General features: G+C 46.2%; 22 protein-coding genes and 1 tRNA gene. 17 read left to right on the forward strand and 6 right to left on the reverse strand.

The window, feature by feature from the left end:
• Positions 1-4: 4 nt before the first annotated feature.
• Complete coding sequence (mraZ, locus tag CIK96_RS04010) at positions 5-460, reverse strand: division/cell wall cluster transcriptional repressor MraZ (RefSeq protein ID WP_094439787.1); 456 nt, start codon at positions 458-460, stop codon at positions 5-7.
• Between the two features lie 741 nt (positions 461-1201).
• Between mraZ and CIK96_RS04015 the strand changes: the two genes are divergently transcribed.
• Complete coding sequence (locus CIK96_RS04015) at positions 1202-2026, forward strand: glycerol acyltransferase (RefSeq protein WP_094391748.1); 825 nt, start codon at positions 1202-1204, stop codon at positions 2024-2026.
• A 42-nt stretch (positions 2027-2068) separates the two neighbouring features.
• Positions 2069-3073 (forward strand): GNAT family N-acetyltransferase, encoded by a 1005-nt coding sequence (locus CIK96_RS04020; protein ID WP_094391749.1) that lies wholly within the window; start codon positions 2069-2071, stop codon positions 3071-3073.
• Between the two features lie 169 nt (positions 3074-3242).
• Here CIK96_RS04020 and CIK96_RS04025 read toward each other — a convergent pair whose 3' ends face one another.
• Positions 3243-4583 (reverse strand): deoxyguanosinetriphosphate triphosphohydrolase, encoded by a 1341-nt coding sequence (locus CIK96_RS04025; RefSeq protein ID WP_094439833.1) that lies wholly within the window; start codon positions 4581-4583, stop codon positions 3243-3245.
• Positions 4584-4692: 109 nt separating this feature from the next.
• On the opposite strand from CIK96_RS04025, the gene dut reads away from it, so the two are divergent.
• The 4 genes from dut to CIK96_RS04045 are packed head-to-tail and all read left to right on the forward strand — an operon-like array spanning position 4693 to position 9381.
• The gene (gene dut / locus CIK96_RS04030) at positions 4693-5130 is read left to right on the forward strand and encodes a dUTP diphosphatase (RefSeq protein WP_094391750.1); all 438 of its coding nucleotides are present in this window, start codon (positions 4693-4695) and stop codon (positions 5128-5130) included.
• Positions 5131-5174: 44 nt separating this feature from the next.
• Positions 5175-6908, forward strand: a complete 1734-nt coding sequence (locus CIK96_RS04035; protein ID WP_094439789.1) for a tetratricopeptide repeat protein — start codon at positions 5175-5177, stop codon at positions 6906-6908.
• Positions 6905-7756 (forward strand): DUF4292 domain-containing protein, encoded by an 852-nt coding sequence (locus CIK96_RS04040; protein WP_094434635.1) that lies wholly within the window; start codon positions 6905-6907, stop codon positions 7754-7756. The genes CIK96_RS04035 and CIK96_RS04040 overlap by 4 nt, the downstream gene beginning before the upstream one ends.
• A gap of 8 nt (positions 7757-7764) precedes the next feature.
• Positions 7765-9381, forward strand: a complete 1617-nt coding sequence (locus tag CIK96_RS04045; protein WP_094439791.1) for a murein hydrolase activator EnvC — start codon at positions 7765-7767, stop codon at positions 9379-9381.
• A gap of 901 nt (positions 9382-10282) precedes the next feature.
• Here the strand turns inward: CIK96_RS04045 and CIK96_RS04050 are convergent.
• Positions 10283-11350 (reverse strand): M20 family metallo-hydrolase, encoded by a 1068-nt coding sequence (locus CIK96_RS04050; RefSeq protein WP_094439793.1) that lies wholly within the window; start codon positions 11348-11350, stop codon positions 10283-10285.
• Between the two features lie 210 nt (positions 11351-11560).
• Here CIK96_RS04050 and CIK96_RS04055 point away from each other — a divergent pair, with 210 nt between their 5' ends.
• The 5 genes from CIK96_RS04055 to CIK96_RS04070 all read left to right on the forward strand — a co-directional run bounded on the left by CIK96_RS04055 (position 11561) and on the right by CIK96_RS04070 (position 16259).
• Positions 11561-12091, forward strand: coding sequence for a hypothetical protein (locus tag CIK96_RS04055; RefSeq protein WP_094439795.1), 531 nt, complete (start codon positions 11561-11563; stop codon positions 12089-12091).
• Between the two features lie 529 nt (positions 12092-12620).
• The gene (locus tag CIK96_RS04060; RefSeq protein WP_094439797.1) at positions 12621-14429 is read left to right on the forward strand and encodes a long-chain fatty acid--CoA ligase; all 1809 of its coding nucleotides are present in this window, start codon (positions 12621-12623) and stop codon (positions 14427-14429) included.
• Positions 14430-14464: 35 nt separating this feature from the next.
• A complete protein-coding gene (gene prfB / locus CIK96_RS04065; RefSeq protein ID WP_094391757.1) occupies positions 14465-15586 on the forward strand; it encodes a peptide chain release factor 2 in 1122 nt (373 codons plus the stop codon).
• Positions 15587-15632: 46 nt separating this feature from the next.
• On the forward strand, positions 15633-15773 hold the full coding sequence (locus tag CIK96_RS13195) for a hypothetical protein (RefSeq protein WP_158214658.1): 141 nt from the start codon (positions 15633-15635) through the stop codon (positions 15771-15773).
• Between the two features lie 3 nt (positions 15774-15776).
• Complete coding sequence (locus CIK96_RS04070) at positions 15777-16259, forward strand: CYTH domain-containing protein (RefSeq protein ID WP_094391758.1); 483 nt, start codon at positions 15777-15779, stop codon at positions 16257-16259.
• 80 nt (positions 16260-16339) lie between these two features.
• On the opposite strand, the gene CIK96_RS04075 is transcribed toward CIK96_RS04070, so the two are convergent.
• The gene (locus CIK96_RS04075; protein WP_094391759.1) at positions 16340-16729 is read right to left on the reverse strand and encodes a VanZ family protein; all 390 of its coding nucleotides are present in this window, start codon (positions 16727-16729) and stop codon (positions 16340-16342) included.
• Between the two features lie 68 nt (positions 16730-16797).
• Between CIK96_RS04075 and CIK96_RS04080 the strand changes: the two genes are divergently transcribed.
• A complete protein-coding gene (locus CIK96_RS04080; RefSeq protein WP_094391760.1) occupies positions 16798-18168 on the forward strand; it encodes a sodium-dependent transporter in 1371 nt (456 codons plus the stop codon).
• A gap of 88 nt (positions 18169-18256) precedes the next feature.
• Positions 18257-19612 (forward strand): sodium-dependent transporter, encoded by a 1356-nt coding sequence (locus tag CIK96_RS04085; RefSeq protein WP_094439800.1) that lies wholly within the window; start codon positions 18257-18259, stop codon positions 19610-19612.
• Between the two features lie 81 nt (positions 19613-19693).
• Here the strand turns inward: CIK96_RS04085 and CIK96_RS04090 are convergent.
• Both CIK96_RS04090 and murF read right to left on the reverse strand, forming a co-directional pair.
• Positions 19694-19769: transfer RNA gene (locus tag CIK96_RS04090), tRNA-Pro, on the reverse strand.
• A gap of 90 nt (positions 19770-19859) precedes the next feature.
• The gene (gene murF, locus CIK96_RS04095) at positions 19860-21185 is read right to left on the reverse strand and encodes a UDP-N-acetylmuramoyl-tripeptide--D-alanyl-D-alanine ligase (RefSeq protein WP_094439802.1); all 1326 of its coding nucleotides are present in this window, start codon (positions 21183-21185) and stop codon (positions 19860-19862) included.
• Between the two features lie 396 nt (positions 21186-21581).
• On the opposite strand from murF, the gene folP reads away from it, so the two are divergent.
• The 4 genes from folP (at position 21582) to CIK96_RS04115 (ending at position 25526) form a co-directional block, all read left to right on the forward strand.
• A complete protein-coding gene (gene folP / locus CIK96_RS04100; protein ID WP_094439804.1) occupies positions 21582-22412 on the forward strand; it encodes a dihydropteroate synthase in 831 nt (276 codons plus the stop codon).
• Positions 22413-22423: 11 nt separating this feature from the next.
• Positions 22424-23209, forward strand: a complete 786-nt coding sequence (gene cdaA, locus CIK96_RS04105) for a diadenylate cyclase CdaA (RefSeq protein WP_094439806.1) — start codon at positions 22424-22426, stop codon at positions 23207-23209.
• Positions 23210-23298: 89 nt separating this feature from the next.
• On the forward strand, positions 23299-24315 hold the full coding sequence (pta, locus tag CIK96_RS04110; RefSeq protein ID WP_094391765.1) for a phosphate acetyltransferase: 1017 nt from the start codon (positions 23299-23301) through the stop codon (positions 24313-24315).
• Positions 24316-24335: 20 nt separating this feature from the next.
• Positions 24336-25526 carry an acetate kinase gene (locus CIK96_RS04115; protein ID WP_094391766.1) on the forward strand — a complete coding sequence of 397 codons (1191 nt, stop codon included), beginning with the start codon at positions 24336-24338 and terminating at the stop codon, positions 25524-25526.
• Positions 25527-25634 lie beyond the last annotated feature (108 nt).

The raw sequence follows: 25634 nt of genomic DNA on the forward strand, positions 1-25634 counted from the left end.
CGGTTTAGAGTTTATCGTTGTCTGTCATCAGTTCTTCGAGTGCGTTTCCGAAGTCTTCGGCACTCATTTTCTGCTGTTCTGCCTCGTTATTGCTCCATATTTCGATGGTGTCGCCCATGCCGATGAATCGGATTTCTTGTTCGATATTAGCCATCCGTTGGAAGCGTTTGGGTATGAGAAAACGACCGTTTCCGTCGAGGCTGACAAGTTCTACGTCGCTCACAAACTGTCGAAACACTTGCTGTTGGGTCTTGTTCCAGCGGTTCAGTCGTTGGCGCATGCTGTCCATTTGCTCGTTCCATACAGATTCGGGATAGAGCACGAGGCAGGTCTGAAACACGTCTTTTCTTAGCACAAGACGCTCTTCACCCCCAGTCTGCAATACTTTTCTGAATGTTGCAGGCAGGAATGCACGCCCCTTGGCGTCAGCCTTTGCTTCTATATTACCTAAAAAACGCATGCGTACTTATTTATAATATGATTTTAATTCTCGCTTGCAAAATTAAACAAAATCCTCCATATTTCCCCACATTTCCCCACTTTTTTTATGATTATTTTTGTAGGTATGATGTTTTTAGAGTGTAAGTTCCTGATATATAGGTTTATCCGTAAATGCTTGTAAGTGATATTCCGGTGGAGCGTTTTTCGTAATATTGAGGTTCGGTTTTACAGTAAAGCGTATTGTGTTTTTGAAGTCTTGGCGTTAAGCTCTCGCAAGCGAAACTTCAACTTGCATTTTGACGAACTTCATCAAACCCTTTGTCTTCGGGATATGTTCGGGATGCCTTCGGGATGAAGTCGCCCGCAGGAGCATGTGGGCAACTCAAAACAGAGTCAGATGAAAGTCTTGTATTCTTTCGATGAAATTCTCAACTGAGTCCGATGGAAGTCCGATGAAAGTCCCAAGTAAGTCCCAAAACTTGCGGTTGATTATGCGAAAGTGAAGGGAGAATGATGGGAAGGAAATGGGAAACTTGTCGATGCAGAACAAATCAAAAAGTTGGTTGATAACCGAGTAAGGCAGACAGTTTCTTGCTCGTTTTTGTGGTTATTTTATGCTGTTTGCTATTTGTGTAGTGTTGCAAAAACGCCCAATGTGATTACAAAAACACGAAGATTAAAAGTTTTTCGTGAAAAAATGTGCTGTTTCTCAAACTAATTTCTTAATTTTGCATCTGATTAGTATGTATGTAAGAGAGAAATGAATCAGATAACAGAGAAAACGATTGATATTGACCAGATACTCAAGAATAAGTTGGGTGCCAAATCCAAATGGGTGCCCCGCCCATTGGTATCGTGGCTGAAACGTATTGTGCATCAGGATCGCGTCAACGCATTCCTGTGGGAAAGCCGCCATAAAACAGGTACCGAATGGCTCGAAGCTTGTGTCGAATATCTGCAAATGACCATCAAGATCGTGGGCAAAGAGAATCTTCCCGATCCCAACGACGGCCGCCTCTATACCTTTGTCTCCAACCATCCGTTGGGCGGAGAAGATGGTGTAGCGCTCGGCGCCATTATCGGTCGTCATTACGACAGTCGATTCCGTTATCTCGTCAATGACCTGCTGATGAATCTTCCAGGACTGGCTCCGCTTTGCATTCCTATCAACAAAACAGGTAAACAAGGCCGTAACTTCCCGGCAATGGTGAAAGCTGGCTTTGAAAGCGACAACCACATGCTGATGTATCCTGCAGGCATTTGTTCACGTCGCCGAAACGGCGTGATTCGCGATGTGGCATGGAGCAAGACTTTTATTGTCAAGAGTGTGGAGTATCAGCGCGATATTGTGCCCATCCATTTCAGTGGGCAAAATTCTGATTTCTTCTATCGTTTGGCTAATTTTAGCGACAAACATCTGAAGTTTAACCTTGCCATGCTTTTCCTTGTAGATGAAATGTATAAGAACGTAGGCAAAAACTTCGAAATAAAAATAGGCAAGCCTATTCCCTGGCAAACCTTTGATAAATCGAAAACACCGATGGAATGGGCACAATATGTGCAAGATATCGTGTATAGTCTATAAACCAACAGAAGAACAACTTATAGCTAACAGACAGATAAGCAAATGGAACAGCCAATTATTCAACCCATTGACAAGGAAGTGCTCAAAAGCGAACTGACGCCCGACAAGCGCCTTCGCATGACCAACAAGAGCAACAATGAAATCTATGTCATTACCGCACACAATGCACCCAACGTGATGCAGGAGATCGGGCGACTGCGAGAGATTGCTTTCCGCGAGGCTGGCGGAGGAACTGGCAAGGAAGTCGATATCGACGAGTTTGATACGTGCGAGCGATGCTACAAACAGCTCATCGTGTGGAATCCGGAGGCGGAAGAGATTATCGGAGGTTACCGTTATTTGCTGGGTACTGACTGGGAATATGATGACAAGGGACAACCTATTCTTGCCACCAGTCACATGTTCCATTTCTCTGAAAAGTTTATCAAAGACTATGCACCCCAGACCGTAGAACTCGGTCGGTCGTTTGTCTCGCTTCCTTATCAGTCGTCTCGCATGGGCGCCAAGAGTCTCTTCGCACTCGATAACCTGTGGGATGGACTTGGCGCACTCACGGTTATTCGTCCTAATATACGCTACTATTTCGGAAAAATGACCATGTACCCCTCTTATATCCGTAAGGGACGCGACATGATTCTCTATTTCTTGAAAAAGCATTTCGACGATAAAGAACATCTCATTATCCCGATGAAACCGCTGCAATTGGAGTCTGACGTGCGCGAATTTGAGACGCTCTTCTCTGGCAAGGACTTTAAAGATGACTATCGTATCCTCAATCGGGAGATTAGAAAGTTGGGCTATAATATTCCCCCATTGGTTAATGCTTATATGAGTTTGTCGCCCACCATGAAACTCTTTGGCACAGCCATCAATTATGGTTTTGGCGATGTGGAGGAAACGGGAATCCTTATAGCCGTTGACGAAATACTTGAAGAGAAGCGTCAGCGCCATATCGACTCGTTTGTTCAGTCGCATCCTGAGGCTTTGAAGATTACAAGCGGCGCTAATAATGTTATCTATAAAGAGAAGACACCCCAAGGAGAATAAGGAGCGCCTTCTATGGATTTTCAGATAATCGGTTCCATTGCAAATATCCTTGAATGATGGTGGGAGAATTGCGATGGAACCGATGTTTTTTGCTGTTTTGGCTCAAAGGTCTAATCGAGAAAGGAGCTGATTGCTTTAGCCCACTCCCGATGCGTCAATCAAGTTTGGCTTATACGATAGGTAGTGAAATACCGTTGATCTTCTGATAAACGTCGAGTGCATAAACATCGGTCATTCCTGCAATATAGTCGATAACCGCCATGATGCGTGTTTCAAGGTTGTCGGCCTGAATATCGTATTGGCTGGATACCCTACTGATGAGCTGTTGTGAATAGTAACGCTCGGGATGCATGACGGCTTCGGTCATTTGTTTCATGAGCGTTTCCATAATCTTATAACCCGAAAGCTCCACCTCAAGAACCGGTCGGCTGCGATAGATGCGCACCTTTGAAAGTTCAGCACATCGGCGGTAGGCCTCTTTTTGAGTGGGATGGATGTGGTCTATCAAACAGCCGGTAAACGTACCGTTGAGAATGTTTTCTTCGTTTTCGACAAATGCGTTGGCACATTCGTTTTCTAACTTTCCTATCACGCAAGCACGCAAATACACAATCTTTTCGTTGGTGTCCTGCAATGCCTCGTCGTCGATGCGTTGGCGAATCTTCGCCTGGGTGGCTTCGTCGAAGAAGTTGAGCAGTAAGCGCTCGGTCTCTTCGTATGATAGAATCTTCAGTTTGTGAGCATCCTCAATATCCATGACTTCATAGCAGATGTCATCGGCTGCCTCTACCAAATAGACTAATGGATGGCGTGCGTACCGCAAGGGCTCTTCTGTGTGAGATAAGCGAATTATCCCCATTTCATCGGCAATTCGTTGGTAGAAATCCTGTTCTGACTGAAAGAAGCCGAATTTGCCCTTCTTGCCAGCTGCCGATGAGGCATAAGGGTACTTTACGATACTTGCCAGCGTGGTGTAAGTCATGACGAAACCACCTGTGCGCCGCCCCTTAAACTGATGGGTCAACAGGCGAAAAGCATTGGCATTACCCTCGAAATGGGTGATGTCGTCCCAAAATGCATCACTTACCAACGGTTTCAGTTGCAGTCCTTCGCCTTCGGTAAAGAAGGTTTGAATGGCTTTCTCGCCACTATGACCAAATGGCGGATTGCCCAAATCGTGTGCCAGACAGGCCGTTGAAACAATCTGCCCAATCTGTTCAAAAAGTGTATCTTTCAGTTCGGGACGCTTCTCGGCAATAAGTCTTTGCGCCACATCGTTGCCCAACGACATTCCCACACTTGCCACTTCCAGCGAGTGGGTAAGGCGATTGTGAACAAAGACGCTACCCGGCAGAGGAAATACTTGCGTCTTGTTTTGCAGTCGTCGAAAGGGCGCCGAGAATATCAGTCGGTCGTAATCACGCTTAAATTCAGTACGGTCGTCGTGGCGCTCGGTGTGGCGATGCTCCTGTCCGAGGCGTTTGTTTGATATGAGTTTAGTCCATTCCATGATGGCAAAGTTACTAAAAAGTATGAAACCTACAAAGTTTTCTGCAAAAAACGATGGCAGTTTGATAGGAATTCTGTAAATTTGCACATTAATATAAATAAACCAACAAATGCTGAAAATTAACGCTATCAATCGTGGACGCCAACCTATGCCCACATACGCCACATCGCAAAGTGCGGGAATGGATCTCCGTGCCAACCTTGAAGAGCCTGTTGTGCTCCATCCTATGGAGCGTCGGCTCATACCCACCGGACTGCATATTGCATTGCCTGAGGGTTATGAAGCACAAGTAAGACCCCGTAGCGGATTAGCGCTGAAGCATGGCTTGACCGTACTTAATGCCCCTGGCACTATCGATGCCGACTATCGCGGTGAGATTGGTGTGGTGCTTATCAACTTATCGCAGGAAGACTTCACCATCAACGACGGAGAGCGCATTGCCCAGTTGGTAGTGGCACGATATGAGCAAGTGGAGTTCTCGCTCGTAGAAACACTCGATGAAACCGAGCGTGGCGAAGGCGGGTATGGTCATACTGGCGTGAAGTAATTAGTAGCGCAGTAACAGACGAGATGTTAGTGTAAAGAAGATACATGAAACGCAGATATACAATCATTCTATTGGTAGTGGCTCTGGTCTGCACGGCTGTAACAGCACAGACCGATGAGGATACATCGAGAAAATACGATGCGTTCTTCCTTGAAGCCATCAACCAGCGTGTCAAAGGCAACAACGATGCGGCCTTCGACCTGTTGCGCCATTGTGTCGATATAGACTCTACCAAGTCTGAAGCATGGTATTTTCTGGCACAATACTATGATGCTTTGAAGGAAAACGACAAGGCACAACGTTGTGTGGAAAAGGCTGCTTCGCTCGATCCCGATATTTCTACCTATCAAGAAATACTCGCCAATCTGTATCTCAGCAAGCAGGATTACCCCAAAGCCATCGAGGTGTTGAACCGTATCTATGAGGCTAACCACGATAGAGAGGATGTGCTTGGCGCACTGGTGTCTATTTATGAAGACCAGCAAGATTACAAATCTGCCATCCAAACACTCAACCGCTTGGAGGTGATGGAAGGCAGAAGTCCACAGTTCTCATTGAAGAAAAGCGGATACTATACCCAACTCGGCAATAAGAAAGCTGCCATCCGTGAGATGCAGAAACTTGCCAATCAGTATCCTAATGATTTGAATTACAGAGGACTCTATGCACAGGCGCTTATCAATAATGGGCAGGAAGAAAAAGGACTCGACATCTATGATGAAATCCTTGAACAGGATCCCGACAACCGTTTCACACTCCTTGCCCTGTTGCAATACGAGCAGAAACATGGAGACCCTGATGTGGTTGACTCGCTGATGCAGCGTGTCCTGGTCAGTAAAAATGCTACTTCGCAGGATAGGGTGTCGCTCATGAGACAAGAAATTGCAGAGAGCGAACAGAATGGCGGTGACTCCACTCGTGTGCTCTACCTCTTTGACCGCATGCTTGAGCAAAAGCCTCTCGATGCTGATGTTGCCATGCTTTGTGTCGCTTATATGACGCTAAAGAATATGCCACGCGACACGATTACCGTTGTGCTCGACCGTGTTATTGCAGAAACACCGGATAATGCAGCAGCAAGATTGCAACTCGTTGATTATGCCTGGCGAGATCAGGATATGCCGCGAGTGGTCAGCCTGTGTCAGGGGGCACGCCTCTACAATCCCGATGAAATGGCATTTTATTATTATCAGGGTGTGGCTTACTATCAACAAGACAAACTTGACGAGGCGCTCAATGCCTTCCAGAATGGCATCGGAGTAATCACACAGGACAGCGATCCTGATATTGTCAGCGATTTCTATGCTGTCATGGGGGATATCTACCATCAGAAGGGATTCGACAAAGAGGCTTATGCGGCTTATGACTCCTGTCTGCAATGGAAAGAAGATAATGTGGGATGTCTCAATAACTATGCCTATTATCTCTCAGAAACCGGCCAGCAGCTCGATAAAGCCGAGCAAATGTCGCTCAAAACCGTAAAGGCTGAACCTAAAAACGCGACGTTCCTCGATACATACGCATGGATTCTCTTTCGGCAGAAACGTTATACCGAAGCCAAAATCTATATTGACCAGACCCTGCAATGCGATTCCGACACATCGGCAGTATTGTTGGAACATGCCGGAGACATCTATTATCATGTAGGCAATAAGCAGCAGGCGGTCGAGTATTGGAAGCAAGCTTTGGAACGAACCCGACAAACAGTCGGATCAGAAGATAACCGTTTAAAAATCATAGCACGTAAAATTAAACTAAAGAAGTACGTAAAAGAATGAAAGCAACCAGCATGATGAAACTTGCAGGACTGGCAGTGGCATTTGCCCTCGCATCCTGCGGAACTCAGAAAAAAGCAGTCAAGGACAATGCCTCGAAGGCACCAGTGGCTACCGCCCAACAGCAGGAATTCCTGCAAAAGGTTACTGACAATGCGCAGTATGCCAAGTTTATCACATCTAAAGTGAAGTTCTCTGTAGAGGTGGGCAATCAGCATCTCACCCTCACCGGCAACCTCAAGATGAAGCGCGATGATGTGATCCGTCTGCAACTCACAGCCTTTGGATTTGTGGAGGCAGGCAGACTGGAATTCACCAAAGACTATGTCCTCATCATGGACCGTATCAACAAGCAGTATCTCAAAGCCAACTACAATCAGTTGGACTTCATGCGCAATAGCGGACTCAACTTCTATTCGCTGCAGGCTCTCTTCTGGAATGAACTCTTCCAGCCGGGCAATACTGCGATGACCGATGAGATGCTGAAGAACTTTACTACCGATCTCTATGGAGACGATGCCGTTATCAGTTTTGCAAAAGATAAGCTCAGCTATCGTTGGCTGGCTGATAAGGAGGGTGCACAGGTGAAGATGGCTAATATTGTCTATGAAGACAGAATCCGTGGCAACTACTCGTTGAACTGGGATTATAGCAACTTCAAGCAGACCAGCAAGCGTCTCTTCCCCTATACACACGCCATCACATTCCGCACTCCAGATAAGGAAGTGAAGTTTGGAATGACGCTCAACTATCTGTCGAATGATGATAACTGGGAAACCAGAACAGAGGTTTCTGCCAAATACCGTGAGGTGACGGTCGATCAAATCCTCCGCCGCTTTATGGCTCTCTAATATAGCGAATGAAGCGAATTATTATACTCACTCTTCTTGCCTTTGCCTTTGTGGTAGTGCCGGCACAGCAGAAACGTACCGCAAAGCCTAAGGCAAGAACTACAACCACAAGTGCCCAGCGCAAAAAAACTGCGTCGGGCAAAGCAACATCTACCCGGAAGCGAACAGGAAATGCTGCGGCAAAACGTAAGACAACGCGCCAACCAGAGTCGGTGCAGAGTCTGCAGACTCAAAGAAAGAATATTCAGCGACAGATCAAACTGCAGGAACAACGACTGCGTAGCAACGAGCGCGATGTGAAACAACGTTTGCAGAATCTGATGATCATCAATACCGAGATTGCCTCGAAGCGTCGCACCATCGACACTATACGTCGCGATCTCTCCAATATTGATGTGGAAATACAGACAATGAACCGGGAGCTCGATGCCTTGCAAAAGGATTTGGAACTGTGTAAACAACGCTATGTCAAGTCGATGCGCTATATGCACCGCAATCGATCTGTACAGAGCCAGATGATGTTTATCTTTAGTGCCAGCAGTTTCTCGCAAATGTACCGACGCTTGCGATTCATGAGGGAATATGCCTCCTATCAGCGTTCGCAGGGTGAAGATGTGAAAGTGAAACAGGCTGAAGTTGCTGCCAAGCGCAGCGAACTGGCTGGTGCTCGCGATGCAAAACACAAACTGTTGACTCGTGGTGAGAGTGAGAAACGTTCGCTGGAAGGTAAGCAGGCCGAACAGCAGAATGTGGTATCTTCGTTGCAAAAACAGCAGAAGACCATCCAACGGGTCATTGACCAACAACGCAAGAAGGATGCTGCTATCAATGCGCAGATTGACAGACTGATTGCCCAAGAAGTGGCAAGACAAAAGGCAAGAGCCGCCGCAGAGGCCAAGCGCAAGGCTGCTGCCGAAGCTGCACGCAAGCGTGATGCAGAACTGGCTCGCAAGAAGCGGGAGGCCGAAGAGGCTGCACGCGAAAACGCGCGACGCATTGCCGAGGCTAAAGCTCTTGAGGACAAGGCACGTGCAGAAGTCAAGGCGGCTCGCGATAAGAAAGCGCGTGATGCTGCCGATCGTGCAGCCCACGAAGCATCACAGGCTCGAATTGCTGCCGAGCGTAAGGCTGCCGCAGATGCCAAACGACATAAACAGGAGGTGGCAGAAGCTAAGAAAAAATCGGATGAGGTGCTCTATACCATGAGCAGCGACGACCGGCGCATCAGTGGTAACTTTGAGAGCAACCGAGGCAGACTGCCCATGCCTATCACGGGTGGCTACCGCATCGTCAGCCATTTCGGTCAGTATAATGTAGAGGGACTGAACAACGTTCGCCTCGACAATAAGGGTATTAATATACAAGGTCAGGCTGGCGCACAGGCACGAAGCATCTTCGATGGTGAAGTGAGTGGTGTCTTCAGCTTCGGAGGCACGGTCATCGTCATGGTGCGTCACGGCAGTTACATCTCTGTTTATTGCAATTTGTCATCGGTCAACGTACACCGTGGACAGAAAGTGACTGCTCGTCAACCCCTTGGACGTATTGGTCAAGACAATATTCTGCAATTCCAATTGCGTAAGGAAACGGCTAAGCTCAATCCTGAAGCATGGCTCGGAAGATAGTAGAGGTCTCACAATAGATGAACATAACATCCCCCAATAGGTCGTTTGGCTGATTGGGGGATGTTGTTTGCCAAAGTGCAACGGAGGTAAGCTACTATAAATTTTAGTTTTCTAAAAAATTCGACCACACGACCACAGATGTGGCGTAAACTGCTATGAAATAGTATTTTAGACTGTGGTCGATTGGTCAGAACCCTGTGTTTTCGACCACACTTCGACCACACGTGCTTTTCCCGATACTTATCGTGGATATTCACACGAAGTAAACAAAAATTATTTTCAGGCATTTTCAAACGGCTGACAAAGTTATTATCCAACGTTTGACAAAGGTGTTATCCAACGTTTGATAAGGGTGTTATCCAACGTTTGATAAGGGTGTTATCCAACGTTTGATAAAGGTGTTATCAAATGTTAGATAAGAGTGTTGTCAAACGTTAGACAAGAGCCTTTTCAACGTTGGAAACAAGTTGTTTCAAATATCGGAAACAAGTGGTGTCAAATATTATGCAATAGTCCTGTCCTACGTTAGACAAGGATGTTGTCTGGCGTCAGAATATACAAATCATGTATTGTCGGCTATGCGGATGGACTGTTTTTATGAGGGCAACGGCAGAGGGTCTGGTGGTCGAATGGTGGTCGAAAACCGCCGAGTTAGCGTAATCGACCACCCACGTAAGCTGCATACGCATAGCGTGTTATGCCGTTGTGGTGGTCGAGTGGTCGAAATTTTGCAACGTCGCGTGTGCGTACGCGCGCGTATATTGTTAGGTGTGCGCGCATGATTTATAAGAGGTTTGCCTGTCTGAAATACTAATCGAATAGGGTTGAAGCCGAAGTAAAACCCGATGGAATGGGAGTTTTTTTGTTGTCTCGGTTTGATTGCCGTAAATCACATTGACGCCTATTTCAAATGAATGGATTGCAACAGTTCCATGTAGGTGGCAATGGCATTGCCAATCTCGTCGATACCTATATATTCATCTGCACTATGACTGCGACTCGATTCGCCCGGTCCGAGTTTCAGCGAAGCAAAGGGCATAAGAGCCTGATCGCTCAGGGTTGGTGATCCAAAAGGTGTCATGCCCATGGCGATACAACGGCTCACTATGGGATGGTCGGTGGGAATCGACGAGGATGACAGCCGGTAAGAACGGGCTTTCAGTTCGCTCTTCATCTGCGACTGTAGGTATTGGCAGAGTTCTTCGTTTCGGTAATACTCGTTGGTGCGCACATCGATGGTGAATTTACATTCGTCTGGAATCACGTTGTGTTGAGTGCCAGCGCCGATAATTGTTACCGTGGCTTTGGTCGGACCAAGTAGTGGACTGACCTTTTCAAACTCATGGTTGCGCAGCCATTGTATATCGTCCAGAGCTTTGTAAATCGCATTTTCGCCTTCGTTGCGTGCTGCGTGTCCGCTCTTTCCGTGTGCCACGGCATCGATCACCATCAGTCCTTTCTCGGCAATAGCCGGTTGTAAGCCAGTTGGTTCGCCCACGATAGCCACATCAATAGGTGGCAGTTGTTCGCGAATCAGCGTAAATCCATTGGCGCCGCTCACTTCCTCTTCTGCACTGGCTACATAAACCAGATTGTAGGCAAGGTCTTCGTTGCAGAGTGCGCGATATACCATAAGCAGACTGACAAGTCCGCCGCCGCAGTCGTTAGCGCCCAGTCCGTAGAGGCGTCCGTCTTCGATGGTTGGCGTAAACGGATCGCGTGTCCATGTGCTGACGGGTTTCACCGTGTCGATATGTGCATTAAGCAGTAGGGTAGGTTTGCCTTCAGCGTGTTTCCCGATAAGCATCAGGTTGTTGCCCACACGTTTCGGAGTCAGTCCCCATAGCTTCATTTGCTGTTCCATCAGGTCGGCAACGGCTTTCTCGTCACGGCTCACCGATGGTGTTTTGATGATTTGTTGTAGCAGTCCCACTGCCTCTTCGGTCATTTGCTGTATATTGTTTGTCATCGTTCGTATGTTATTAACCTGTTTGCAAAATTACACCTTTTTATTAATATAACAGCGAGAGAAGTGACGAAATGTTTTGTTTCTATGAGAAAATGTGTGATTTTTTAATTGTCGGTTATTGTGTATTTCCAGTTTCTTGTTTAATTTTGCGAGCCAAAAGGACATTTCCTAACACAAACAATATTAATAAAAAATTAAATTTGAAGAGTTATGAAGAAAAAGCTATCATTTATTCTTTTTTTTATTGTGTTTCTGGGCGATGCTTTACATGCACAATGTAAACCGGGAAATACAGATTCTTTGCTTCTGACACTTGATGTTGACCATGTGTTCTCTATACGCAACAAAGGTATGTCCATGCATGGCTATGACTTCAACTTTGGACTAAAATGTAAGCGCGTAGAGCTGTTTGGCACGTATGAGAGAATGAGCCATCATTTGGGAAAGGATGGCGTGAAAACCTATATGAATACCAATACCTTGGGTGTTGGCGTGGGTTATGACATCCAACAGAATAAGAAACGAACAAGTTTTACTCCTGTGCGCTTTAGAATGGCATGGCCTGTGGGACATCCTGATTGGAATAATAACTATTACGACCTGTCCATACACCATATTCATGCAGCGAACAGTAAGGCTATTGGCCTGAACCTTGGTGTGGGTTTCCGCTATGTAAATTCACGTTCGGAACTTAGTCCGAACCACGGTTTTGTCTATTGGTCGGTCGGTATTGCACTATAATACAGTTAGAAAATATAGTATAAACGTTCGAAAAGTCTCAAACTTGAGAACGTTGATAGTCGGCATGTCGGATGGTTGTCATGTGGTGTGAGAGAAAAAGTTTTAGATCAAACCGCTACATACAATCATCCGGCCATGCTTTTTATCTCCTTCCGTCTTTTACTTCTCTTGCTCGGAAATGCAAAATAAATTGTGATTTATTTTGTATTCCACTCGATTTGCACTACCTTTGACGCCATGCGTCTTAGGTACTCACGCTCGGAAATAAAAGAAAAAAGTGTTTTTTTCTTTGTATTTCACTCGCTTATTCGTACCTTTGATGCTGCGCTCTTAGGTACTCACGTTCGAGAATACAAAAAGAAATTTGGCATTTCTTTTTGTATTCTGCTCACTTAATCGTACCTTTGACGCCATGCGTCTTAGGTACTCACGCTCGGAAATAAAAGAAAAAAAGTGTTTTTTCTTTGTATTTCACTCGCTTATTCGTACCTTTGCACATATTATATATAATAAATAAGGAAAAACGCTTATGCAAGTAAGAAGCCACATGTCGGTATTGGTGCATGACCTCGCTAAGAAATATGGCGAGCGCGAAGCACTCATCTATCAAGACTTTGGCGGCAAGGAATGGAAGTCGTTGTCGTGGAATAAGTTTTCTGCAACCGTTAAACAAGTCAGCAATGCGCTACTCAACATCGGAGTGAAAGAACAGGAAAACATAGGTATATTCTCGCAAAACTCCATTCAGTATCTCTTCTGCGACTTTGGTGCATGGGGAGTAAGGGCTGTCACCATACCCTTCTATGCTACCAGTAGCGAGCAGCAAATACAGTTCATGATCAACGACGCCAAGGTGCGTTTCCTCTTTGTGGGCGAACAAGAACAGTACGACCGGGCACGCCGAGTGGTATCACTCTGCCCCACATTGGAACGGATCATTGTCTATGATGCCATGGTGCATATCTCAGAACATGATACCAATGCCATCTATTTCGATGATTTCCTCAAACTTGGTGACAAACTGCCACGTCAGACCGAGGTGGAACAGCGTCAGCGCGAGGCTAACAACGACGACATTGCCAATATCCTCTATACCAGTGGAACCACTGGAGACTCTAAGGGCGTGATACTGACCCACGGACAATTCCATGCGGCAATAATTGCCAACGACGAGTGTGTTGATGTCAATGAACACGACCGTGTGATGAATTTCCTGCCCTATACCCATATCTTTGAGCGTGGATGGGCTATTCTCTGCCTCTCTGAAGGTGCTACACTGATAGTAAACACCCATCCTCAAGAAGTGCAGCAGTCGATGCGCGAGACGCATCCCACCTGTATGTCGAGTGTGCCCCGATTCTGGGAAAAGGTATATCAGGGTGTGATGGAGAAGATAGACCATGCCAGTAGTGTGCAGCGCAAACTGTTCCATCATGCACTGGCAGTAGGAAGAAAACATAATATTGAGTATCTCAGCCTTGGCAAGAAACCACCGATAGCACTCCATCTCGAATACGAACTGCTCAACCGCACCGTATTCTCGCTCGTACGTAAAGAGTTGGGACTGGAAAATGCACATTTCTTCCCCACAGCAGGAGCTGCTGTTAGTGAGCATGTGGAAGAATTTGTCCATTCCATCGGACTTAATATGATAGTGGGATACGGACTCACCGAATCGCTTGCCACCGTCAGTTGCGATCATCTCAACAAACCATATACCGTGGGAAGTGTAGGGCGCCCCATCAACGGCATCGATATCCGCATCAGCGATGAAGGCGAGATTCTGCTCAAAGGTCCCACTATCACCAAGGGATACTACAACCGTGAAGACCTCACCCGCCAGGCATTCACAGAAGATGGTTACTTCCGTACTGGTGATGCAGGATACCTGAAAAATGGTGAACTCTTCCTCAAAGAGCGCATCAAAGACCTCTTCAAGACTTCTAACGGTAAGTATATCGCACCACAGATGATAGAGTCGAAAATCTTGGTAGATAAGTATATCGACCAGATTGCTGTCATTGCCGACCAACGCAAATTCGTTTCGGCACTCATCATCCCCGTATATGGCATGCTTGAAGAGTATGCACGTGCGCATAATATCGCCTTTGAAAATCGAGAACAGCTTTGCGCTAATCCGCAAATCTATGCCATGATGAAGGAAAGAATTGATACCCTTCAGCAGCAGCTGGCACACTATGAGCAGGTGAAGCGATTCACACTCTTGCCCCACCAATTCTCAATGGAAAAGGGCGAGTTGACTAATACGCTGAAAATACGACGTCGGGTGCTCAACGAAAACTATAAGGCAGAAATCGACAAGATGTACGAAGACTAATGTCTCTCATATAATTATTATCGCCAACAGACACGATGATTACACAAGACCAACTGAAAGATGTCCTCGATAGGACTGACAAACTGCGTCATTATCTGAAGATCGACGAGAAAAAAATAGAATTTGAAGAAGAAGACCTGCGCACACAGGCACCTGATTTCTGGGAGGATCAGAAGCGGGCTGAGGCACAGATGAAGAAAGTGAAAGCCATCAAGAAATGGATTGATGGCTATAATGACGTGCGAGCTGCAGCAGACGAACTCCAACTGGCATTCGATTTCTACAAGGAAGAGATGGTTACAGAAGAGGAAGTAGATGCAGACTATCAGCGCGCCATATCGCTCATTGAGGACTTGGAACTGAAGAACATGCTCCGTCAAAAGGAGGATCCTATGGAGTGTGTACTCAAAATCAACTCAGGAGCTGGAGGTACGGAAAGTCAGGATTGGGCGTCGATGCTCATGCGAATGTATCAACGATGGGCTGAAGCTCATGGGTATAAAGTGAGCATTTCCAACCTTCAAGAAGGTGATGAAGCTGGCATCAAGAGTGTCACGATGCAGATTGAAGGTGGAGAATATGCCTATGGATACCTCAAAAGTGAAAACGGTGTGCACCGACTGGTGAGAGTATCCCCGTTTAATGCACAGGGTAAGCGAATGACTTCTTTTGCTTCTGTTTTCGTCACACCATTGGTTGACGATACCATTGAGGTGTATGTGGATCCTGCAAAACTCTCGTGGGATACCTTCCGTTCGAGCGGTGCAGGTGGACAGAATGTCAATAAGGTGGAGTCGGGTGTGCGCCTTCGCTATTGGTACACTGATCCTGATACAGGGGAGGAAGAGGAAATCCTCATTGAAAATACCGAAACGCGCGACCAACCCAAGAATAAGGAGCGCGCCATGGCTTTGCTTCGTTCACAACTTTACGACCGCGCCATGAAGAAACGTCTTGAAGCGCAAGCTAAGATAGAGGCGGGTAAGAAGAAAATAGAGTGGGGAAGTCAGATTCGCAGTTATGTCTTTGACGACAGACGAGTGAAAGACCATCGTACCAACTATCAGACATCTGATGTGGATGGCGTGATGAATGGAAAAATAGACGGTTTCATCAAGGCTTATCTCATGGAATTCCCTACCACCGATGAGGAATAAACGTATATTCGAACATAGAAATATATAACACTAAAAACTGAATATTATGAGTAAACAACATCAGGCCAAGCGTGAAGCATGGGCCAAGAAACAAGAGAAAAAGGGTTCTAAACTGATATGGTGGATTATCGGTGGCTTTATTGCACTCGGCTTGCTTTATATGGCTTGGGCATTAACCGTCCTTTAAACGATGGCTACAGAAATCGAACGCAAGTTTCTTGTCAGGGATGATTCCTACAAGAAACTTGCTTTTGCTCATAGTCATATCCAACAGGGTTATATCTGCAGTGAGCGCGGAAGAACTGTTCGCGTCCGCATACGTGACGAACGTGCCTATCTCACCATCAAGGGACCGAGCCTCGATGGTGGATTATCGCGCTATGAATTTGAGAAGGAGATAACCCTTGAAGAGGGACATCAGTTGATGCTACTCTGTGAACCGGGACTTGTCGATAAGACTCGTTGGCTTGTGCGTCATGGCGGACATGTGTTTGAAGTTGATGAATTTTATGGCGACAATACAGGTCTTGTTATGGCTGAAGTAGAATTGTCATCGGTTGATGAAAGTGCAGAATTGCCCGATTTCATCGGAGTTGAAGTCACTGGAGATCGCCGTTATTACAATAGCCAACTTCGCCAACATCCCTATTGTAAGTGGGGTGATAAGTCATAGGTCGAAGACATGTTCTTGTTGCTGGTGGAAAAATAGTCGTTTAGCTACGATATATCCACTTTCAGTTAGTGTTGTTGGTGTTAGCGAAAAAACAACCGTTTGGCCAACATGCCTACTGCTGTGGCAAGTGTGATTCCAATGGAATTGGCTAATAAATCAAGCCAATCGCCACTCCGACGCCCATTGGTACAGTATTCCTGCAATAATTCTATCATACCACTCATCATGATGGGTAACAACCATGCCCACCAAAATAGTTTGCGGTAGTTGAGGTGTGTATGACTTCTGAGATATTCCAACCATACCAATGTCCATGTTCCACCATACATAATCATGTGTACCCACTTGTCAATCAAGGGTACATCTTCCAACTCTGTTTTTGGAGGAGTGAAGAATGATAAATACCAGATAACGGCTATGCATATTAGCGATAATGGGTATTTTCTTATGATTTGTGCTGTTTTATTCATACAATTATAACAATTTGAGCGCAAATGTAGGAAATTTTTTATAATTTTGCAAGCAAAAACTGATTTATATGACAGAAAGAACTGGATTTGGAAGCAAACTCGGAGTGATTCTTGCCACGGCAGGTTCAGCAGTAGGACTGGGTAATGTATGGCGTTTCCCATACATGGCTGGTGAAAATGGTGGTGCTGTATTCATCATCATCTATCTCGCCTGTGTTCTGTTGTTGGGAATACCCTGTATGATTAGCGAGTTTATTGTGGGCCGTCATGGGCAGTCTAATACTGCGCGTGCGTACTCCAAACTGTCGGGTGGTAGTCCTTGGAAACTTGTAGGCTATATGGGTGTGCTTACTGGATTCCTCATTACAGGATATTATGCCGTTGTCACCGGATGGTGCCTGCAATACATCTGGGCATCGTTCATCGGTCAGTTGCAAGGCACACCAGACTATTTCAAAACCTATTTTGCCGAGCTTTCCTCTGATCCTGTTCGCCCTGTTTTATGGACCTTCGTCATGCTTGGTATCGCTTATTTGATTATTGAACATGGTGTGCGCGATGGTATTGAGAAGGCATCGAAGATGATGATGCCCACACTGTTTATCCTTCTGCTCATCATTGTTGTGGCTTCGTGTATGTTGCCTAATGCGGGTAAAGGCATAGAATTTCTGTTTAAACCTGATATGTCGAAGATGACTGGCGATGTTTTCCTTAGTGCATTGGGACAGAGCTTCTATTCGCTGAGTATTGCGATGGGCTGTTTGTGTACCTATGCCAGTTATTTCTCCAGATACACCAATCTCACTACGTCAGCAACGCAGATTGCTATCATCGACAGCGTTGTTGCTATTCTTGCAGGACTGATGATATTTCCTGCGGCCTTCTCTGTTGGTGTCAATCCAGATAGTGGTCCTTCACTCATATTCATCACATTGCCCAACGTCTTCTCGCAAGCATTTGGTGCCATTCCCATAGTGGGTTATTTTGTGTCGTTGTTATTCTTTGTGTTGCTGAGTCTGGCAGGACTGACATCGCTCATGTCGCTTCATGAAGTAAGTACAGCTTTCTTCCAAGAAGAGTTTACCCTGTCGCGCAAGAAAGCTGCCCTTATAGTGACCATATCAACAGCTATCATCGGTGCGTTCTGCTCGTTATCGCTGGGAGCGACCGATATTCTTGTCTTCGGTGGAAAGGCACTTTTTGATTGGTTTGACTTCATTACAGGACAAATATTCCTACCTGTTGTGGGATTCTTGACTTGTATCTTTATCGGATGGTTTGTACCTCATAAGGTAGTACGTGAGGAGTTTACCAACTGGGGAACGCTTCGTAGCGAGTGGTACGCCCGTTTGTTTCATATCTACCTCTTCTTGGTGAAATACATCTGTCCGATGGCGATTCTATTCATATTCCTTCATCAGTTTGGACTGTTGAAATAGAATTTTGTCCATTTCATCGGAGTATTGTTGGGGCATAAGGACTATGTTCGTCTGCCATCTACATATTTATATATAAACACAAACCATTATGACAGAACGTGGAAACTTTGGTAGTAAGATTGGCGTGATACTTGCAACGGCAGGATCTGCAGTAGGCCTTGGTAACGTATGGCGCTTCCCCTATATGGCAGGCGAGAATGGTGGCGCTGCTTTCATAGTGATATATTTGGTATGTATTCTAATGCTTGGATTGCCCGGCATGTTGAGTGAGTTTATCATCGGTCGCCATGCGCAAGCCAATGCAGCGCGTGCCTACGATAAACTGTCGAAAGGTCGGCCCTGGAAGTTTGTCGGCTATCTTGGTATTCTCACTTCTACTATCATCCTCGGTTTCTATTCGGTAGTGGCAGGCTGGTGTCTGCAATACCTGTATATAGCACTGACTGGCATGACGAGTGGCAATGTTGATGCCGTTCGAGAGTATTTCACCGATTTTTCCGGTGATGCGATGAAACCGGCTATTTTAGGCGTTTTGTTCATCTTAATCACCCAGTTTGTGGTGGTTCGTGGTGTGCGTGGTGGTATAGAGCGCGCTTCAAAACTGCTTATGCCTGTGCTTTTCGTGTTGTTGATTATCATCGTAGTGGCATCGTGCATGTTGCCTGGAGCCTTAGAAGGCATCCGTTTCCTATTCTATCCCGACTTTAGTAAGTTGTCGAGCGACGTATTGCTCGAAGCATTGGGCCAATCGTTCTTCTCCTTGTCGTTGGGTACAGCATGTCTATGTACCTATGCCAGTTATTTCTCCAAAGATACAAACCTCTTGAAATCTGCATTCCAGATTGTGACCATCGATACGATGATAGCTGTTTTGGCTGGTTTGATGATATTTCCTGCAGCGTTTTCTGTAGGTGTCAATCCCGATAGTGGACCTTCACTCATATTTATCACCTTGCCTAATGTATTCTCGCAAGCCTTTGCGTCGATGCCCGTGGTGGGTTATGTGATTAGTGTGATGTTCTATGCACTATTGGTCTTTGCAGCGCTGACATCAACCATTTCGATGCACGAGATTGGTACTGCTTTCTTTACTGAAGAGTTTACTTTACGACGCCGTTACTCTGCTTGGGTGGTGACAGTTGCTGCAGGAGCTATCTGTGTGTTGTGCTCATTGTCAGTAGGAGGGCGTTCGTGGTTGCAAATCACTGGTGTAGCGCTGATGGATTTTTGTGATAAAATCACTGCCAACATTATGATGCCAATCGGAGCGATGCTCACTTGTCTATTCGTCGGATGGTATATTCCCAAGCGTACGGTCTATGCTGAGTTTACTAATCGTGGCATGACCAATCAGCGTTGGTTTATGATTTATCTCTTTGCCGTCCGCTATATTTGTCCCATCTGCATCCTCATCATCTTCCTCCATCAAATGGGAGTGGTTTGATGAAAGAGGTCATGCAGGTGAGCATATCCACGTGATGAAAAACACAAAGGCGGCAAGTGAAACGTTTCACTTGCCGCCTTTTGGTCGGGATGAGGCGACTCGAACGCCCGACCCCTACGTCCCGAACGTAGTGCGCTACCAACTGCGCTACATCCCGATTTTGCGGTGCAAAGGTACTAATTATTTATGAATAACGTAGAGAAAAACATTGTTTTTTTGCCTTTACACCCAAAATGCCACTTATTTGCTATAGCAATTCGGGCAGTTGGAATAGTTTGATGCCATTAGATCCTTTGATAAGGATATACATGTCTTGCGGCTGTTGGGCAGCAATGGCTGCTTTTACTTCTTCTATATCGTGGAATTTCTTGAAGCTGCATTCTGTCTTTGCGAACTCTTCGCCAACGAGCCATACCTGTTGGAAACCAGCTTGTTTGAGTTGTTCCACCACCTTTTGGTGTTCTTCTGCAGAGGCATCACCCAATTCACGCATATCGCCGAGGATTGCCATTTTTGCAGGCACATCCATGAGTTTGAAGTTGTCGATAGCAGCCTGCATGCTCGATGGATTGGCGTTATATGCATCGACCACGAGATGATTATGGTCGGTGACGGTCATCTGCGAACGATTGTTGGTAGGGGTGTAGTTGGCAATTGCCTTATTGATGAGTTCGAATGGTACGTTGTTGACATAGCCCACGGTTATTGCAGCTAGAATATTATCGAGATTGTAAGCACCGATGAGGTTGGTCTGCACCTCCATCCATTCGCTAGTATAGTCTGCATCGCTGTCTTGCTCTCGCCAGCGGAACTTAAGAAATGGAGAGCACGACACCACTTCGCCATGTATCAGAATATCGGGGTTGCTACTCTGACCATAGTAATAGATGTCTGCCAATCCATCGGTCATAGCCATCAAGTGTTCATTGTCTCGATTGACAAACACAGGGCATTCGTGTTGTCGGAGATAATCGTAGAGCTCGCCTTTGGTATGGCATACACCTTCGAAAGATCCAAAACCCTGTAGGTGGGCACGCCCCACGTTGGTAATCAGTCCACATGTAGGTTCAGCCGTTTCTACCAGTGTTTTGATGTCTCCCGGATGGCTTGCCCCCATCTCCACTACTGCGATATCGTAGTCTTCGTTTAGTCTGAAGAGAGTTTTCGGAACGCCTATGTCGTTGTTGAAATTACCCTCTGTTGCCATTACGTTATAACATTCAGCGAGTACTGCCTTTGTGAGTTCCTTGGTAGTAGTCTTTCCGTTTGTACCCGTAATGCCTATGATGGGCAGATCGAAATGGCATCTGTGTTCGCGTGCCAAGTCTTTGAAAGTTTGCAATGTGTCATTCACTAAGATGTAGCGGCAGTCGTCTTTTTGAGTTTCAGGATTGGTGAGTTCGCTGACAATGGCATAGGCACACCCCTTCTCCAAAGCGGCCTGTGCGAATCGGTTACCATCAAACGAAGCCCCTTTAAGAGCCAAGAAGATGCTGTCTTTCGGGCATTCGCGCGAGTCGGTAGTGATGCACGGATGGGCGAGATAGAGTTTGTAGAGTTCCTTGATATCCATATATTTGTTGTTGTTTTGGTGATGCAAAGGTACGATTATGTGAGTGAACTGCAAAAGAATTGCCGTTTTTTCTTTGTATTTTCCTTATTTAACCGTAACTCTAGCGCTACACACCGAAGTTACTGTCGTTCGAGAATAAAAAAGAAAATTGATATTTCTTTTTGTATTCTGCTCACTTAATCGTACCTCTGACCTGTAGGTCTTAGTTACTGTCGTTCGAGAATAAAAAAGAAAATTGATATTTCTTTTTGTATTCTGCTCACTTAATCGTACCTCTGACCTGTCGGTCTTAGGTACTGTCGTTCGAGAATAAAAAAGAAAATTGATATTTCTTTTTGTATTCTGCTCACTTAATCGTACCTTTGCGAAATATATATAATATATGTGTAAAATAAGATGGAATATACTCTGAATTGTAATGGGAAGCTGATAACCTTGTCCTCACCACAGGTCATGGGAATTCTTAATGTCACTCCTGACTCCTTCTATTCGGGAAGCAGAAAGCAAACCGAACGCGAAATAGCAGAACGTACACAACAAATATTGGCTGAGGGAGGTACTATGATCGATGTGGGCGGATGCTCAACAAGGCCCGGGATCGATGTGGGCGGATGCTCAACAAGGCCCGGTAGTGCTCCTGTGGATGAAGAAGAAGAATCACGCAGACTGCGCTTTGCCCTTGAAATAGTACGTCGTGAAGCACCCGATACCATTGTAAGCATAGATACATTCCGTCCCGATGTGGCACGAATGACCGTTGAGGAGTTTGGTGCCGATATCATCAATGATGTGTCGGAAGGTGCTGATCCTGAGATGTTCCGCATGGTGGCGCGTCTTAAAGTGCCCTATATCCTCATGTCTATAGCTCCCACTATCCGCGATATGATGCTACGCTTTGCCCGTGAGATACAGCAGTTGCGCGACTGTGGACAGAAGGATATCATCCTTGATCCTGGTTTTGGATTCGGTAAAGACCTGCAACAAAACTATGACGTGATGCACCAATTGGATCAGCTCGATGCCCTTTCACTGCCTGTGCTTGTGGGAATCTCACGCAAACGCATGGTGTGGCAATTGTTGGAAAGCGATCCGCTACAGGCCCTCAACGGCACTACGGTGCTCAACACCATTTCATTGATGAAAGGCGCATCCATACTTCGCGTGCATGATGTGAAAGAAGCAGTGGAGTGTGTGCGTATTGTTGGACAGATGAACCCTAAACAATAAATTACCTGCCTATGTTTTTTGAGTTTGGAATAAAAGACGCCATTGACATTATTCTCGTGGCTTTGATACTCTACTACTTCTATCGGTTGATGAAGGAGTCGCGATCATTGCCTGTGTTTATGGGTATCTTGGTGTTTATTGTACTATGGCTTGTCGTCTCACAGGTGCTTGAAATGAAACTTCTGGGTAGTATCATGGACAAGTTGGTGAGTGTCGGTGTCATCGGACTTATCGTGCTTTTCCAAGACGATATCCGTCGTTTCTTCTACAATCTGGGTGCCCATCAACGCGTGAAAGGCATCCGTCGCTTCTTTACAGGCGAGGATGGACGTAAGAAGGAAGAAGATCTGAAACCCATTATCATACCTATTGTGATGGCAGCACTCAACATGAGCAAGAAAAAGGTTGGTGCTTTGATCGTGATGCAACGGTCTATGCCACTTGATGATGTGGCAAATACGGGTGAAATGATTGATGCAAATATCAGTCAACAGCTTATTGAGAATATCTTTTTCAAAAACTCTCCACTCCACGACGGAGCTCTTATCGTGGAAGGAAAACGTTTGAAAGCGGCAGGTTGCATACTTCCTGTCAGTCACGAACAGAATATTCCCAAATCGCTCGGACTGCGCCATCGTGCAGCTTTGGGCATGTCGCAAGACAGCGATTGCATAGCCATTGTGGTCAGCGAAGAGACCGGTGGCATCACTGTTGCTATTGATGGACAATTGCAACTTCGGCTCACTGCAGAGAAACTTGAAAGCATATTAACTGAGGAAATGATGCAATTAATCTAAAATATTCTGAATTCTACGGACTTATTCAGAATATTTTTAGTACTTTTGCAAACTAGATATAGCAAAATCAAACTTTTAATAAACAAACTATGGATTTATTAAGTCAAATCGTTGCGCGTGCAAAAAGTAACAAACAGCGCATCGTGCTCCCTGAAGCAACAGAGGAGCGCACCCTTAGAGCTGCCGATCGTGTATTGGCAGAAGACATGGCCGACATCGTTCTCATTGGTAATCCCAACGAAATCAAGCAGCTCGCTGCACAATGGGGACTGAACAGTGTAGATAAGGCCACTATCATCGACCCGGAAAACAATCCCAAGAGCGAAGAGTATGCTACTTTGCTGGCAGAACTTCGCAAAAAGAAAGGAATGACCATCGAACAGGCTCGCGAACTCGTGAAGAATCCGCTTTACCTCGGATGCATGATCATCAAGACCGAAGGAGCCGATGGTCAGATATCAGGAGCCCTCTCTACTACTGGCGACACCCTGCGCCCCGCACTCCAAATCATCAAGTGTGCCCCTGGCGTTTCATGTGTTAGCGGTGGCCTGCTCCTCATCAGCAAGCAGAAAGAGTATGGTGAAGACGGTGTTCTCGTAGTTGGTGACGTAGCTGTAACTCCCATGCCCAATGCCAACGAACTCGCCCAGATTGCCGTATGTACTGCCCAGACTGCTCGTTCTGTAGCAGGCTTTACCGATCCTCGCGTTGCCATGCTGAGTTTCTCTACCAAGGGCTCTGCTAAGCATGAAGTAGTGGATAAGGTTGTTGAGGCTACCAAACTGGCCCACGAACTGGATCCCGAACTCAAGCTTGATGGCGAACTTCAGGCTGATGCTGCACTTGTGCCCAGCGTAGCTGCAAAGAAAGCACCAGGTTCAGACATCGCAGGTAAGGCAAATGTTCTGGTATTCCCTAACCTCGAAGTTGGTAATATCGGCTACAAACTTGTGCAGCGACTTGGCGATGCCATTGCCATTGGTCCTATCCTCCAGGGTATTGCACGTCCGGTCAACGACCTCTCTCGTGGCTGTTCGGTAGATGATATCTACTACATGGTGGCAATCACAGCTTGCCAGGCCATGGATGCTAAGGCAAACAAATAACTAGCAAACAACTATAAAAGATGAAGATTCTGGTATTAAATTGCGGTTCGTCCTCTATCAAGTACGCACTGTACAACATGGACGACAAGAGCGTGATGACCTCTGGAGGTGCAGAGCGCGTAGGCTTGGACGGTGCCTTTGTCAAGGTGAAACTGGCCAATGGTGAGAAAAAGCAAATCATGCACGACATCCCCGAGCATACTGAAGGTGTGAAATTCATCTTCTCTTTGCTTACTGATCCTGAGGTTGGCGTTATTAAAGACTTGAAGGAAATCGATGCTGTAGGCCACCGTATGGTGCATGGCGGTGAGAAATTCAACAAGTCTGTACTGCTCACCGATGAGGTGTTGAAGGTTTTTGAAGAATGCTCTGACCTTGCTCCGCTCCACAATCCTGCCAACCTCAAGGGTGTCAATGCCGTTAAAGAGCTTATGCCCGGACTGCCTCAGGTAGGTGTGTTCGACACTGCATTCCATCAAACGATGCCTGCCAAGGCCTATATGTATGCCATCCCTTACGAACTCTATGAGAAGTATGGCGTGCGTCGTTATGGTTTCCACGGCACCAGCCACCGCTATGTATCTGCTCGTGCCTGCGAATTTTTAGGCATCAAGGCAGAAGGTACCAAGATGATTACTTGCCACATTGGTAATGGAGGTAGCGTCGCAGCCGTTGTTGATGGCAAGTGTATCGACACTTCCATGGGTCTTACACCACTCGAAGGACTCGTGATGGGAACCCGTTCTGGCGATATCGATGGTGGTGCAGTGACTTTCCTTGAGAAGAAACTGGGCCTCGATGCTGATGGCATGAGCAACCTGCTCAACAAAAAGAGCGGTGTAGCTGGTATCACAGGAGGTTCATCAGACATGAGAGATGTAGAGAATGCAGCCAAAGCCGGTGAGCCTCGTGCCCAGTTGGCACAGGCCATGTACTTCTACCGCATTAAGAAATACATTGGTGCCTATGCTGCCGCTATGGGCGGAGTGGATGTCATTGTATTCACAGCTGGCGTCGGGGAAAATCAGGTCAGCATGCGTTCAGAGGTATGCAAGGGTCTTGAATTCCTCGGTGTGAAGTTTGATGAGGCCAAAAATGCCGTACGTGGCGAAGAGGCTGTTATCTCTGCCGACGATTCGAAGGTGAAGGTTGTGGTCATTCCTACCGATGAGGAACTCATGATTGCTACCGATACGATGAATCTGCTCTAAGCGTTATCATCGCAGCAATACATTTTTTTTGATGGTGGAAGACCGCTTGGTGGCCCGCAAGGGATGCCTGACAGGAGGTCTTTCACCATTATTATTACTCCAGAGACC

The sequence above is a fragment of the Prevotella sp. P4-98 genome, from assembly GCF_002251405.1.
Taxonomy (GTDB): domain Bacteria; phylum Bacteroidota; class Bacteroidia; order Bacteroidales; family Bacteroidaceae; genus Prevotella.